We start from the raw sequence: 13181 nt of genomic DNA, 5'->3' as shown, positions 1-13181 counted from the left end.
GGCTGGCCGGGCGGCTTCCGGTGTTCAGTGGTCTATGTCAGCTCCCCAGCGCAAGGAAGGCCGCTGCGGCGGAGGCCAGGGCGAGCATGGCGAACAGGCCCGGATAGCCGCCGAGCGGTCCGGCCAGCGCGGCTCCTGCGAACGGCGCCAGGGCGGAGGCGATGGTGGCCGGGGCGGCGAGCAGCCCGGACAGGCGCCCGTAGTGGGTGCTGCCCCAGCGGTCGGTGACGGCGGTGGCCTGGAGGAGGGTGAGGTTGCCCCGCACCATGCCGGCCGCGATCGCGATACCCACGAGCAAGGGGAAGGGGCCGGAGACCGTCGCGAACGTGGCGGTGGTGGCGCCGCCGAGTGTGATCAGGGTGACGGTGCGGGTGGTGACGCCGGTGTGGCGGGCGAGGGTGGCGTACAGGGTGCGGCCGAGGGTCTGTCCTGCGCCGCCGAGTCCGAGGGCCCAGGCGGCGGCGGTGGGAGTGGCGCCGCGCGTGATCAGCAGGGGGACGAGGGCGATGACGACCGCGTACATGGCGAAGCTGTTCAGTGTGAGCGCGGCGGCGAGCATCAGGAACGGTCGGCTGCGGGCCACCGAGCCGCCGTCGGCGTCCTGTTGAGACGGTGGTGCCGGGGCGGGTGGCCACGGTCCTCGGAGCGCGAGGGCGTGGGCGGGGATGGTCACGAGGGCCAGGATCAGCGCGAGTACGGCGTATGCGCTGCGCCAGCTCAGGTGCTCGGCGAGCGTGGCGGTCAAGGGTGCGAAGGCGGTGGAGGCCAGGCCGCCGGCGAGGGTGACGATGGTGAGGGCGCGGACGCGGTCCTCGCCCCACCAGCGGGTGACGGCGGCGAAGGCGGGCTGGTAGAAGGTGGCGGCCATGGCGACGCCGGCCAGGAGCCAGGCGGCGGTGAACGCGATCAGGTTGGGCGCGGAGGCGATGGCCAGCACGGCGGTCACGCCCAGCACGGAGCCGGTGGTCATCACGGCACGCGGTCCTCGGCGGTCGAGGATCCGGCCGACGCGAATGCCGGTGAGGGCCGAAATCAGGAGCGCGCCCGAGAAGGCGGCGGTGGTGGCGGTCGTCGACCAGCCGGTGGCGGCGGCGATCTGCGGGTTGAGGACGGGGAAGGCGTAGTAGACGATGCCCCAGCCGGTGATCTGGGTGGCGCACAGGGCGGGCAGGGCGGCGCGAGGCCGTGGCCGGTCTGCCGTCCCGGTCACGGCTTCGCTGGGGTGGAGGTCGGTCATCGGCGGATCAGCAGCAGTCGCCCGCGACGGCCGGTTCCTTCACGTCGACGTCGGCGTCGGCCGCGCCGGTGCAGCAGGTGCTTCCCTGCTGCTTGGCCAGGGAGTCGGCGTCGGCCTTGACGACGTACACCTCCCAGGGTTCCTGGCCGGGGCCGTGGACCCAGACCTTGTCCTGGAGGGCGTAGCAGCAGGTGGTGTCGTTCTCGACGTCGGTGTTCAGGCCCGCCTCGCCCAGGCGGGCGGTGGCGGCATGGACCGCCTCGGTCGTCTCGACCTCGACGCCGAGGTGGTCCATGCGGGTCGCCTCACCTGTGATGCCTTCGATGAGGACGAGCTTGAGCGGGGGCTCGGCGATGGCGAAGTTGGCGTAGCCGTCGCGGAGTTTGGCGGGCTCGGTGCCGAAGAGCTTGGTGTAGAAGGCGACGGACACGGCGAGGTCGGGGACGCGGAGAGCGAGCTGTACGCGCGATGTCATGGCGAACCTCCTTGTGAGGGTGGGGTGTTCAGCAGCCGCCGGAGGTGGCGGCCGGGGCGCCGGTGCCGATCTGGACGGTGGCGGGAGCGGCGCAGCATCCGCCGCCGGACTGTTCGGCGTTCTCCGGCTCGTCGAAGAGGCCCGCGCCGCCGCAGACCCCGGTCTCCGGGAGAGTGAGTTCGACGCGCTCGGCGGCCTCCTGGTCTCCGGCGAGGGCCGCGGCGATGGAGCGGACCTGCTCGTAGCCGGTCATGGCGAGGAAGGTGGGGGCGCGGCCGTAGGACTTCATGCCGACCAGATAGACGCCCTGTTCGGGGTGGGAGAGCTCGCCCACGCCGTGCGGGTAGACGGTGCCGCAGGAGTGGACGTTCGGGTCGATCAGCGGGGCGAGCGCGGTCGGGGCCTGGAGGCGCTCGTCGAGGCCGAGGCGGACCTCGGAGAGGAAGGACAGGTCGGGACGGAGGCCGGTCAGGACGATGACCTCGTCGACCGGGTCGAGGCGACGGCCGTCCTCCGCGACGAGGATCAGCTGGTCACCGTCCTCCTCCACAGCCTGGGTGCGGAAGCCGGTGACCGCGCTCGCGTGACCCGCCTCGACTGCTGCCTTGGCGCGCAGACCCAGGGCGCCGCGGGCGGGGAGCTGGTCGGCCTCGCCGCCGCCGTAGGTGTGCGCGCCGATGCCGCGCCGCAGGATCCACACGGCGTGCGTGCCGTCCTCCTCCTTCGCGAGGTCGGCGAGGAGGGCAAGGGCGGTGAAGGCGGAGGCGCCGGAGCCGACGACGGCGGTGCGCCTGCCCGCGTACCGGGCGCGTACGGCAGGGGCCTTGAGGTCCGGGACGCGGTAGGAGATGCGGTCGGCGGCCGACTTCTCGCCGAGGGCGGGCAGACCGTCGGCGCCCATCGGGCTGGGGGTCGTCCAGGTGCCGGAGGCGTCGATGACGGCGCGGGCGGTGATCCGCTCCTCGTGGCCGTCGGCGGACCGGACGTGCACGGTGAAGGGCTGCTCGTCGCGGCCCGCGTCGACGATGCGGTCCCGTCCGGCGCGGGCGACGCCGGTGACCGTCGTGCCGTAGCGGATCTTGTCGCCCAGGACGTCGGCGAGCGGCTGGAGGTACGTCTCGGCCCAGTCGCCGCCGGTCGGGTAGGCCGAGGTGTCGGGGCGGACCCAGCCGGTCGGGGCGAGGAGCTTCTCGGCGGCCGGGTCGATGACCTCGCCCCAGGTGGAGAAGAGGCGGACATGGGACCAGTCGCGGACGGCGCTGCCAGCCGCCGGGCCGGCCTCCAGGACCAGGGGTTCGATGCCGCGCTCGACGAGATGGGCGGCTGCGGCCAGGCCGATCGGGCCGGCTCCGATGACCACGACGGGCAGATGGTCGGTGGTGAGCACGCTGTTGGTGGACGCGGCCACGAGATTCCCCTTTGTTTCGACGTTTGTCGATGTCTTACCGGGCTAGCATGGCACCTGGATCGATAAGCGTCAACATAGACAAACGTCGAATCTGGCGGCGTGATCGCGCTGCCTGGGTGGCCCTGGTGCGGGGTGGGCTGCCCCTCGCCGTTCTGGTTCGACGTATGTCAACATAGATGCATGTCGAATACGAAGGTGCTGCCGCTGCTGGAGCCCTCGGTCTCTGAGAGCGTGGCGCCGTGCTGCCCGCCGCTCACCGAGCGTCCGCTCACCGCAGAGGAGGCGGAGAAGACCGCCCGGATGTTCAAGGCGCTCGGCGACCCGGTCCGGCTGCGGCTGTTCTCGCTGGTCGCCTCGCACGAGGGCGGCGAGGCGTGCGTGTGCGACATCTCCGACGTCGGCGTCTCGCAGCCGACCGTCTCCCACCACCTGAAGAAGCTGAAGGAGGCCGGACTCCTCACCTCCGAGCGGCGCGGCACCTGGGTGTACTACAAGGTGGAGCCGTCGGTGGTCGCCGCCATGGGGCAGATGCTCGGCGGTCTGGGCTGAGCCGACCGGACCGACCGCGGGCCGCGCGGAAGCGGGTGATTCCGATGACCAACGAGTCGGTTGATCGCCAGGCGATCCGCGAGGAGCTGGAGCGGGCCCGGACAACGTTCCGCCGGTTCCTCGACAACGCCACCGACGACGACCTAAGCCGGCCCACCGACGGCACCCGGTGGACCAACGAACAGCTGCTGTTCCACATGCTCTTCGGCTACGCCCTGATCCGGCCGCTGCTGTTCCTGCTGCGGATCTTCGGGCGGCTACCGCGTGGCGTCAGCCGGGCCTTCGCCCACCTTCTCAACGCTGGGACCAGGCCCTTCAACGCCGTCAACTACCTGTGCCCACTCGGTGGGGCGAAGGTCTTCGGACGCCGCCGCACGGGGATCGCGTTCGACCGCGTGATCAACTCCCTGCAGCGCCGCCTCGCCACCGAGCAGGAGGCCGATCTCGCGCTCGCCATGTACTACCCCACCCGCTGGGACCCGTTCTTCCAAGAGGTCATGACCGCTGCTGACCTCTACCACTACCCGACCCAGCACTTCGACTTCCACCGCCGGCAGCTCACCCTGGCCGACGAGGGGCGTTGACGACGGAGGGCCCCGAGCCGCGGTTACCGCGCCCCGTTTGAAACAAGCGCGCTGATTTCGCGGGCCGCCTCGCGGGCAGTACGACCAACACCGATGAGCGTGGCGGAGGCGGGCCCGGTCCAGTCGCCGTAGCCGAGCAGGTGCAGGCGCGGCTCATGCACCGCGCGCGTTCCCGCAACGGCGATGTGGCCGCGTCGGCCTCGGAGTCGCAGCGGAGTGAGATGCGCGAGGGACGGGCGGAAGCCCGTGCACCAGATGATCGCGTCGGCATCGGCGCGGGTGCCGTCGGCCCACTCGACACCGCCGGGCACGAGACGGGAGAACATCGGGCTCGCCTTCAGAAGGCCGCGGTCGCGGGCTTCGCGTACGGGCGGTACAGCGACGATGTCTCCGAGCGAGGCGACGCCTCCCGGGTCCGTGCGGCCCTCGTCCAGGGCGCGGCGGCGGGCGGTGGCCGCGTCGAACAGGGCGCGGCCGTCGATGTCGTCGGCGAGGAAGCGCGGCGGGCGCTGGGTCACCCAGGTTGGGACTCACTGAACCTGTTCTCCCCGGCCGCGTACTCCTCGCTGCCCGGCCGCCTCATGCCGCCACAGCCCGGCGAGACCTACCCCGACGCGCAGCACGTGGTCGAGTACCTCACCGACTACGAGAAGCGGTACGAGCTGCCCATGGAGCGTCCCGTAAACGTTCTCGGCGTTCACCGGGACGGCCAACTCCTGCGCATGGAGACCGACTCCGGCATCTGGCACGCCGGCGCCGTGATCAGCGCGACCGGCACCTGGTGGCGGCCCTTCCTCCCCATCGTCCCCGGCCGAGCGGCCTTCGGGGGCCGCCAGCTGCACACGGTGGAGTACGGCAGCCCCGCCGACCTCGCAGGTCAACGCGTGATCGTGGTCGGCGGGGGCAACTCCGGCGCCCAGATCGCCGCCGACCTGGCGTACGACACCGCCCTGAGAGGCGGCGCAGGTGGTAGCCGGCGGCGAGGCCGGCCTGGCCGCCGCCGATCACCACCACCTGCGTGCTGTGGCTCATTCTGCCGGTCGTCCGGGCATGAAGATGAGGGCCACCAGGGCGAGTCCGATCACGCCGCCGACGACCTGCATGCCGATGAACCCGGCGAGCGAGCCGGGGGCGATGCCCGCGAAGGTGTCGGTGAAGGCCCGGCCGATGGTCACCGCCGGGTTGGCGAACGAGGTCGACGAGGTGAACCAGTACGCGGCGCCGATGTAGGAGGCGACGGCCACGGGGGCGTACTGCAGCCGGTTGGCCCGAGCGAGGCCGAAGATCAGCAGGACCAGGCCCGCCGTGGCGACGACCTCACCCAGCAGCAGGTGTCCGGCCGAGCGGTCGTGGGTGGACCACTTCACCAGCGGCTCGCCGAACATCGCGTCCGCCAGGATCGCACCCGCGATCGCGCCCACGACCTGCGCGGGCAGGTACACGGCCACCTCGCGCGGGGTGACCCCGGCGCCGCCGCGGCGGGCGGTCCACCACTCCGCCAGGGTGACGACCGGGTTGAAGTGTGCGCCGGAGACCGGGCCGAGCAGGAGGATCAGGATGCCGAGGCCGAAGACGGTGGCCGTGGAGTTGGCCAGCAGCTGAAGGCCGACGTCCTTGGTCAGTTCGGTGGCCTGGATGCCGGAGCCGACCACGACCGCCACCAGCAGGGCGGTGCCCATGAGTTCGGCGGCGGCCCGGGCGACCAGCGGGGTACGCGGCGGGGTGGCGCCCGGCGCGGGCGCGACGGGGGCGGGTACCGGAGCGGGTGGCGCGGACTCCGCGGTCGGGGCGGCTTCGGCGGCGGTCATGGGCAGGCCCTCTTGTTCTCTGCGGCGGCGCGAGCGGACTCGGCCAGGTCGGCGAACTGACCGGCGAGGTGGGCGATGACGTCGGGCTTGAGCCGGTAGTAGATGTACCGGCCGCACGGTTCCGTCTCGACGACCCCGGCCTCGCGCAGCACCTTCATGTGGTTGGAGAGATTGGTCTGCTTGGCACCGGTCTCCTCCACGAGGTGGGTGGTGCACAGCGTCTCCTGGGCGAGGAGGGTCACGATCCGGAGCCTGAGCGGGTCGGCCAGAACCCGGATCAGATCAGTGTCGACTGACGTCATCATGGGCTGATACTGTCACATCAGTGGTGGCTGACACCACCAGGTGATGATGTCATGTGCGCCTGATGCCGTCGTGAGACAAGAGAGACCTCTGATGTCCGCCAAGCCCTCCGTGCTGTTCGTCTGTGTCCACAACGCGGGCCGTTCCCAGATGGCCGCCGCGTGGCTGACCCACCTGGCCGGGGACCGCGTCGAGGTCCGCTCCGCCGGCTCCAACCCCGGTGCCACCGTGAACCCGGCCGCGGTCGAGGCCATGGCCGAGGTCGGCATCGACATCTCCGCCGAGGTCCCGAAGATGCTCACGGTCGACGCGGTGAAGGAGTCGGACGTCTGCATCACCATGGGCTGCGGCGACACCTGCCCGGTCTTCCCGGGCAAGCGGTACCTGGACTGGCAGCTGGAGGACCCGGCGGGCCAGGGTGTCGACGCCGTGCGCCCGATCCGGGACGAGATCAAGGTGCTCATCGAGGGCCTGATCAAGGAGATCGCGCCAGAGCCCCGGGCGTGAGCGGCGGCGAGAGGCGAGATCCGGAACAGCCTCCGCCCGCCCTGCGGAGCGTCCGCTGCAGCAGGTCCAGGAGGCCGCCGACGTTGCAGGCGAGGTCGACTGGGACATCTCGGTCGACTCCACCATCGTGTGGGCTCACCAGCACGCGGCCGGTGCCCGCATCGATCCGCCGTCGGCAACCGCGTCAAAGAGGGGCCGAAGCAGCAGAACACCAGGGCGAAACTCCCCACTTGAGCGCCGACGGCCGTTGCCGCCCGCTGTCCCTGGTCGTCACCGCAGGGCGGACTGCACCCAGTTCCAGACGGTGCCGGCGAAGACCCGCGTTCCGAGGGTCGGTCCGGGCAGGCCCCGCACGAAGCACGACAGTATCGCGGCCGACAAGGGATACAGCGACGGCCGGTGCCGCAAGTACCTGCGATGCTGGGGCATCCGGCACACGATTCCGGAGAAGACCGACAGCCAGGCCGCCCGACCACGCAAAGGCTCGCGCAGCGGACGGCCACCCGGCTTCGACCCGGGCCGTCGCCACCCGTTATGACAAGCGCGGCTACGTCTTCCTCGGCATCGCAACCACCGCGGCCGTGCTCATCTGGTTTCGAAGTTGAGTCCCGGCCTCACAAGACGACCGGCCGGTACGCCAGGGCTCTGTCGAGCCTGTCCAGCCAACCGGCCATCTCGTCATCGGAGGCGCAGCCCGCATCCATGATGCGCTGCACGAGCGCGACTGCCTCCGCGCGGCTCATCCCCACTGCACTCATCGACCGCCGTACGTTCGAGGAGCCGGCCCGGCAGGCCGCGACGGCGCTGTGGGTCGTCGTGCCGACTCCACGTAGGCGGCCGAGCAAGGGCGTTCGTTCGCCTGGTCTCGACGAGCTGAAAGTCACTCAGCGAAGGTGAGCGAACGAAGGTCGGCATCCAGCACGCGGATCAGCTCACCAACCCGTCCGCCGCCACTTGGCGCCGCAGGAAAGCGTTTGAGCACGTCAACGACGGTGGGCGTCGCACGACGCATCGTCTGCTCAAGGTGCCTGGCCCCGACGCTGCGATCGTCGTCGGCGACGAGCTCGGCCGCTCTGGCCGCATAGGCGCCGGCTCCGAGAATGTGCTTGACCTGGGTGGCCTTGGCCAAGGGATGCAGGTAGGCGGCGCCTGCGGCAGACATCGCTGCCCACGCTGCCTCACGCGCAGCCGCGGTGTCCGCGCTCTTGGCTGCCTTGAGGGACGCCGACGCCGTGTCGCGCAGAGACTTTCCGCGTTCGCCGCCCCGGGCGAACTCCCACGCGGCACTGACAGCGTCTCGAGGCCGCGAGTCGCCCGGCTGATCGGCCTCGAATATCTCGAGCGCCACCTCTGCACACGTGGCGGCGAACGCGGCGATCTCGCGAAGCTCCTGCATGCTCAGAACGATCCCGCTCATTTCCGCTGTCATCGTTTCATCTTCCGTGAGGGTACCGGGCGGTTGGCGCGGCTCCAGGCGAGGAAGACACGCTTCGGTCGGCGACGAGTCGGTGGGCGCGGCCACCGCCCGCCCCGGCGCGGCAAGGCAACGCGGAACCCACCGCGGGTATTCCTGCAAGCAGGGCGGTGCGGGCAGCCCGCCGCTGCTCAGTCCCCGGCCCGTATCAACCCGCTCTCGTAGGCGAAGATCACCGCGTGGACACGGTCACGGAGACCGAGCTTGGTCAGGATGCGGCCGAGGTGGGTCTTGACGGTCGTCTCTCCCACGAAGAGGCGGTCGGCGATCTCGCCGTTGGCCAGCCCTTTGGCGACCAGCGCAAGGACTTCCCGTTCCCGGCCGGTGAGCGCGGCCAGGCGGCTTCGCTGGGCGGGCACGGACGCGGGGGCCTGGCGGACGAAGCGGTCGACCAGGCGCCGGGTGAGGGAGGGCGCCACCATGACCTCGCCCCGCAGCACCGCCCGGACGGTCACCAGGATCTCCTCGGCGGGGGCGTCCTTGACGAGGAAGCCGTTCGCGCCGGCGCGCAGCGCCGCGTAGGCGTACTCGTCGAGGTCGAAGGTCGTGACGACAAGGATCCGGGGTCCATTGGGCTGCGCGCAGAGGAGTTCGGTCGCGGCGAGTCCGTCCAGGCCGGGCATGCGTACGTCCATCAGGACGAGGTCCGGCTCCAGGGCCGCCACGCCGGTGATCGCCGTATCCCCGTCGGCGGCCTCGCCCACCACGGTGAGGTCGGGCTGGCTGTCGATGACCATGCGCAGTCCCATCCGGATGAGCTCCTGGTCGTCGCAGATCAGCACCCGCGACGGCGACGGGGTGGGGGCCCGGCCGGTCATGGGGTCGCCGTGGTGGGTTCGGGCTGGGCGGGGCGCAGGGTCGCGGTGACCCGGTAGCCCCCGTCGGGTGTGGGCCCGGCGTCGACGGTCCCGCCGTACAGGGCGGTGCGTTCACGCATGCCGGTGAGTCCGTGACCGGAGAGCGGTGGGCCGGGGTGCTCCGGGGCGGCTCCCGCTCCGGCTGAGTTCTCCACCTGGACGTGGACCAGCCGTCCCGGCCCCTCGGTGCCCGTGTCCAGCCGTACATGGATCATGGTGTCCGGTGGCGCGTGCTTGACGACGTTGGTGAGTGCCTCCTGCACGATGCGGTACGTCTGCGCGGTGAGGTCCGCCGGAAGACCGTCCCGCTCTCCACGGAGGTCCAGGCGGGCGCGCGTGCCGCTCGTGTTGAGGCGCCCGACCAGCCGCCGGAGATCGGCCGAGAGGGACTCACCGGCCCCACCGTTTTGTGGCCCGGGGCCGGGGCCGCCGGCTTCGGCGTCCGCCTCGGGAGTGCGCAGCACCTCGAGCAGCCGACGCAGTTCGTCCAGGGCCTCGCGGCCGGTCGCGCTGATGACGCCGAGGGTGCGGTCGACGACCGTGGGGTCGGTGTGCCGCATCAGCCTGCCGCCCTCGGCGTTCAGCACCATCACGCTCACGCTGTGCGCGAGGACGTCGTGGATCTCGCGGGCGATGCGGGCCCGCTCCTCGGCGACGGCGACCCGGGCCAGGGCGAGGCGCTCCGACTCGGCGAGCGCGGCCCGTCGCTCGAACTCGGCGACATGGGCGCGGCGGGCACGGACGTACTCGCCGTACACCCAGGCCCCGGCCAGCAGGAGCCCCACGGCGAGCGGGGTGAGCCAGGCACCGCGGGCGCCCGGACCCCCGTAGTCCCGCTGCCAGGCGGGAATCCACAGCACTACGCAGCCTGCGGCACAGACCACCGTCGCCGCGGCGGCGCGGCGCAGTCCGCGTACCGTGAGGGTGGCCAGGACCGCGGCCAGGGCGACGGCGCCGCGTCCTGGTTCCTGTCCCCACACCTGTCCGAGGTACTGCGCCCAGAACGCGGCCGTCACCAGGGCCGCGACGAGGACCGGCCGATGGCGGCGCCACAGCAGGGGCAGCACCAGGGCGGCGTAGACGCCCGCCTGTACCCAGACGGGCCGCCAGCCCGGCTGCGGTCGGATCACCGGGGGCACGGCCACCAGCACGAGCAGCAGGACGTCCGTCAGCCACGGGTGTTCGCGTCGCAGGCGGGGCAGGGTCTCGATCAGCCGTTGCACCGCCTCACGTTACGGCCGGGGCCCGCTCCCCGGCATCGTCCTGGCGGGCGTCACCGGGTCCTCCCGCGGTCGTACGGACACCGGCCGGGGATACGACGTGCGGCCACCCGGGGCGCTTCCACCATGGCCGTCATGTCGATCACCACCGAGTTCCTCAGACGGCCCCTCATGACCGGTGCCGTGGCGGCCAGTTCACGGCGGCTGGCGTACGCGATGACCGAGGGCATCGGCCTGGAGGGAGCCCGGCTCGTCGCCGAACTCGGCCCGGGGACCGGGGTGTTCACCGACGCGATCCTCGATCGCCTCGCAGCCAACGCACGGCTCGTCGCGGTCGAACTCAACCCGGTGCTCGCGGCCCGGCTGGCGGCCACCCGGCGCGACAGCCGGCTGACCGTGGTCCAGGGTTCGGCCGCCGGGCTGGCCGCCGCGGTGGGCGAACCGGTCGACGCGGTGGTCTCCGGGCTGCCGTGGACGGTCATGCCGCGGGACCGGCGCGGGCACATCCTGGACGCCGTGACCGAAGTCCTCTCGCCCGGCGGCGTGTTCACCACCTTCGCCTATCTGCACGCGGCCCGGACCCCGCCCGCCCGCCACTTCACCGCCGAACTCGCCTGCCGCTTCGACCGGTTGGAGCGCTCGAAGCCGGTGTGGGCGAACCTCCCGCCCGCCTTCGTGCACCGGGCCACCCGGAGGCCATGACCGCAAGCCGGCCCGCCAGAGCGGGGACCAGCGCCAGGGGGAGACCCTGCGCGAGGAGAGCCATGCGGCACAGAAGCCGTCGTTCAGGCACCGTTCCAGCAGTTACCAACGCCGTCCTCGTGCGTCAGCGGGCTCGGCTGCTGACGCGGAATGGAAGGGACCGCGAACTTGCCGGTGAGGCCGCAGCCGGTGGTCCAGGGCACGGAACTCTCGTCCTCGCCGTACCCACGCGTCAGATCAATCGCGCGCAGCACCGGCCTGGTCGGCCCGTTCGCTCCCGCGCCGTTTCCTTTTCCCTTCTCACGCGGCGGGCGACGGGACCAGGCGCCCGCTCGCACACCTCCAACCAGCGAAGAGGGGGCCACCGCGGTGGTCACGGTCGGCGACACGCGGCTCTGGGCTGCTACGACGCGCTGCATGACCGACCGCCCACCTCCTCGCGTCCCGCCTGAGCTCCGTCGCCCAGTCGCCGGAAGCCGTCAGCCGGGCAGGTCGCCGGCTGCTGTCGGCCCGGATGGCCGCCCCCGATGCGCCGCCCGAGCGGGTTCTGGTGCACCGGCGAGCCGTTCCTGATCGTGCGCGACACCGCATCGGTGAATGCGGTCGGCGTCCTGCCGCCCTCAGGGCAATCCGCGCGACCGGCACTCGCGCTGTCCCTCGACATGCCGCGGCCACGAGTTCGTAACGAGGCATTGACAGTCGCTTCGGCCAGAGGGCACCCTCATCTCCACACGGTTGGCTAAACGATTAGGCAAACCGGAATCAACCACTTTGGGCGGGGGCAATGGTGCGCCGGATCGGGATCAAGGACGTGGCCGCGGCGGCCGGTGTGTCGACCGCGACCGTGTCGCATGTCCTGAACCGGGTCGAGGGCAAGCGGATCAGCGAAGAGACGCGTCAGCGCGTCTGGAAGGCCGCCGACCAGCTCGGGTACGCGCCGAACGGACTCGCCCGCGGGCTGAGGACGCAGCGGTCGCAGACCATCGGCTTCGTCAGCGACCAGATCGCCACCACCCCCCACGCGGGCCGTATGATCCTCGGAGCCCAGGAGGCCGCCGCGGCCGAGGGCCTGGTGCTGCTGCTGGTCAACACCAGCGGCGACGCCGAACTGGAGCGCACGAGCATCGAGATGCTGCTCCAGCGGCAGGTGGACGGCGTGGTGTACGCGGCCATGTACCACCGCATCGTGGAACTGCCGGAGGCCCTGCGCGCCACGCCCACGGTGCTGCTCGACGCGGGCACGGCCGACTCCGCCGTTCCCTCCGTGGTGCCCGACGAGGTCCAGGGCGGTTACACGGCGGTGCGCGAGCTGATCGGCCACGGCCACCGCCGGATCGGCGTGACCGTACAGACGGTCGACCTTCCCGCCCGCAAGGGCCGCCTGGAGGGCTACCGCAAGGCACTGGCCGAGGCCGGTATCGCCTACGACCCGTCGCTGGTCGCGGCCGAGACGGCGGTGCCGTTCAACACGGTCGCCGGTGACGTCGAGACGGGCTACCGGGCCGCGCGGCGCCTGCTGACGGCGGACCGGCGCCCCACGGCCCTGTTCTGCTTCAACGACCGGATGGCCGCCGGTGCCTACCGGGCCGCCGCCGAGCTGGGGCTGTCCATCCCCGGTGACCTGTCAGTCATCGGGTTCGACAACCAGGAGCTGGTCTGCGAGTCGGTTCACCCGCAGTTGAGCACGGTTCAACTCCCGCACTACGAGATGGGGGCACGGGCCGTGGCCCAGCTGCTCGCACTCACCAAGTCTCCGGGCCGGCCACCGGGCCCGGACATGAAGGAATTGCTGCCTTGCCCGCTGGTGGCGCGGGCATCGGTCGCTCCGCCGTCCCGACTCTGACCCCGGGACGACGAAGCAACACCGTGACAGGCGACCGTCGCAACCGGTCGTCGGTCCTGTCAGTACATGGAACACAGTGAGGGTACACAGATGTCCCCTGAGATTTTCAATGGGCGGTCGAGGCGGCATTCCCGCCTGACATCCGACAGCGCCTCGGAGTACTGACCCGGGCGCTCCTCGCCGACCAGCGGTCGGCGCTCGAAACAGCTTTCCC

General features: G+C 71.6%; 15 protein-coding genes and 2 pseudogenes. 6 read left to right on the top strand and 11 right to left on the bottom strand.

Annotated elements, in window-relative coordinates; all coding sequences use genetic code 11:
- Positions 1-37: 37 nt before the first annotated feature.
- Genes ACYQ8Q_RS00970 through ACYQ8Q_RS00960 form a run of 3 tightly spaced genes read right to left on the bottom strand, consistent with a single transcriptional unit; the run spans position 38 to position 3120 of the window.
- Positions 38-1237, bottom strand: coding sequence for an MFS transporter (locus ACYQ8Q_RS00970; RefSeq protein WP_460060813.1), 1200 nt, complete (start codon positions 1235-1237; stop codon positions 38-40).
- Between the two features lie 7 nt (positions 1238-1244).
- Positions 1245-1712, bottom strand: coding sequence for an ArsI/CadI family heavy metal resistance metalloenzyme (locus ACYQ8Q_RS00965; RefSeq protein ID WP_460060811.1), 468 nt, complete (start codon positions 1710-1712; stop codon positions 1245-1247).
- Between the two features lie 28 nt (positions 1713-1740).
- Positions 1741-3120 (bottom strand): NAD(P)-binding domain-containing protein, encoded by a 1380-nt coding sequence (locus tag ACYQ8Q_RS00960; RefSeq protein WP_460060808.1) that lies wholly within the window; start codon positions 3118-3120, stop codon positions 1741-1743.
- 180 nt (positions 3121-3300) lie between these two features.
- Here ACYQ8Q_RS00960 and ACYQ8Q_RS00955 point away from each other — a divergent pair, with 180 nt between their 5' ends.
- Positions 3301-3669, top strand: a complete 369-nt coding sequence (locus tag ACYQ8Q_RS00955; RefSeq protein WP_460060806.1) for an ArsR/SmtB family transcription factor — start codon at positions 3301-3303, stop codon at positions 3667-3669.
- A gap of 44 nt (positions 3670-3713) precedes the next feature.
- Positions 3714-4253 (top strand): DinB family protein, encoded by a 540-nt coding sequence (locus tag ACYQ8Q_RS00950; RefSeq protein WP_460060804.1) that lies wholly within the window; start codon positions 3714-3716, stop codon positions 4251-4253.
- Positions 4254-4276: 23 nt separating this feature from the next.
- Here the strand turns inward: ACYQ8Q_RS00950 and ACYQ8Q_RS00945 are convergent.
- Positions 4277-4777 (bottom strand): annotated as a pseudogene (locus ACYQ8Q_RS00945) (pyridine nucleotide-disulfide oxidoreductase); the annotation flags it as partial.
- On the opposite strand from ACYQ8Q_RS00945, the pseudogene ACYQ8Q_RS00940 reads away from it, so the two are divergent.
- Positions 4778-5197 (top strand): annotated as a pseudogene (locus ACYQ8Q_RS00940) (NAD(P)-binding domain-containing protein); the annotation flags it as partial. It lies immediately after the preceding pseudogene.
- A gap of 84 nt (positions 5198-5281) precedes the next feature.
- On the opposite strand, the gene ACYQ8Q_RS00935 reads toward ACYQ8Q_RS00940, so the two are convergent.
- Both ACYQ8Q_RS00935 and ACYQ8Q_RS00930 read right to left on the bottom strand, forming a co-directional pair.
- Positions 5282-6061, bottom strand: a complete 780-nt coding sequence (locus ACYQ8Q_RS00935) for an aquaporin (RefSeq protein ID WP_460060801.1) — start codon at positions 6059-6061, stop codon at positions 5282-5284.
- Complete coding sequence (locus ACYQ8Q_RS00930; RefSeq protein WP_460060799.1) at positions 6058-6366, bottom strand: ArsR/SmtB family transcription factor; 309 nt, start codon at positions 6364-6366, stop codon at positions 6058-6060. Before ACYQ8Q_RS00930 ends, ACYQ8Q_RS00935 begins: the two co-directional genes overlap by 4 nt.
- A gap of 91 nt (positions 6367-6457) precedes the next feature.
- On the opposite strand from ACYQ8Q_RS00930, the gene ACYQ8Q_RS00925 reads away from it, so the two are divergent.
- Complete coding sequence (locus ACYQ8Q_RS00925) at positions 6458-6871, top strand: arsenate reductase ArsC (protein ID WP_460060796.1); 414 nt, start codon at positions 6458-6460, stop codon at positions 6869-6871.
- Positions 6872-7485: 614 nt separating this feature from the next.
- Here ACYQ8Q_RS00925 and ACYQ8Q_RS00920 read toward each other — a convergent pair.
- The 4 genes from ACYQ8Q_RS00920 to ACYQ8Q_RS00905 form a co-directional block, all read right to left on the bottom strand.
- Positions 7486-7614, bottom strand: a complete 129-nt coding sequence (locus ACYQ8Q_RS00920) for a hypothetical protein (protein ID WP_460060794.1) — start codon at positions 7612-7614, stop codon at positions 7486-7488.
- A gap of 137 nt (positions 7615-7751) precedes the next feature.
- A complete protein-coding gene (locus ACYQ8Q_RS00915; protein WP_460060793.1) occupies positions 7752-8300 on the bottom strand; it encodes a putative immunity protein in 549 nt (182 codons plus the stop codon).
- Positions 8301-8476: 176 nt separating this feature from the next.
- On the bottom strand, positions 8477-9163 hold the full coding sequence (locus tag ACYQ8Q_RS00910) for a response regulator (RefSeq protein WP_460060791.1): 687 nt from the start codon (positions 9161-9163) through the stop codon (positions 8477-8479).
- On the bottom strand, positions 9160-10425 hold the full coding sequence (locus tag ACYQ8Q_RS00905) for a sensor histidine kinase (protein ID WP_460060789.1): 1266 nt from the start codon (positions 10423-10425) through the stop codon (positions 9160-9162). Before ACYQ8Q_RS00905 ends, ACYQ8Q_RS00910 begins: the two co-directional genes overlap by 4 nt.
- Positions 10426-10557: 132 nt before the next feature.
- On the opposite strand from ACYQ8Q_RS00905, the gene ACYQ8Q_RS00900 reads away from it, so the two are divergent.
- Entirely contained in the window at positions 10558-11124 is a 567-nt protein-coding gene (locus tag ACYQ8Q_RS00900) for a class I SAM-dependent methyltransferase (RefSeq protein WP_460060786.1), read from the top strand.
- A gap of 83 nt (positions 11125-11207) precedes the next feature.
- Here ACYQ8Q_RS00900 and ACYQ8Q_RS00895 read toward each other — a convergent pair whose 3' ends face one another.
- Complete coding sequence (locus tag ACYQ8Q_RS00895; protein ID WP_460060784.1) at positions 11208-11543, bottom strand: hypothetical protein; 336 nt, start codon at positions 11541-11543, stop codon at positions 11208-11210.
- Positions 11544-11908: 365 nt separating this feature from the next.
- Between ACYQ8Q_RS00895 and ACYQ8Q_RS00890 the strand changes: the two genes are divergently transcribed.
- Complete coding sequence (locus ACYQ8Q_RS00890; RefSeq protein WP_460060783.1) at positions 11909-12967, top strand: LacI family DNA-binding transcriptional regulator; 1059 nt, start codon at positions 11909-11911, stop codon at positions 12965-12967.
- The last annotated feature ends 214 nt before the right edge of the window (positions 12968-13181 follow it).

The sequence above is a fragment of the Streptomyces sp. YKOK-I1 genome (assembly GCF_054660435.1).
This window is presented reverse-complemented; position numbering and strand designations above follow the sequence as displayed.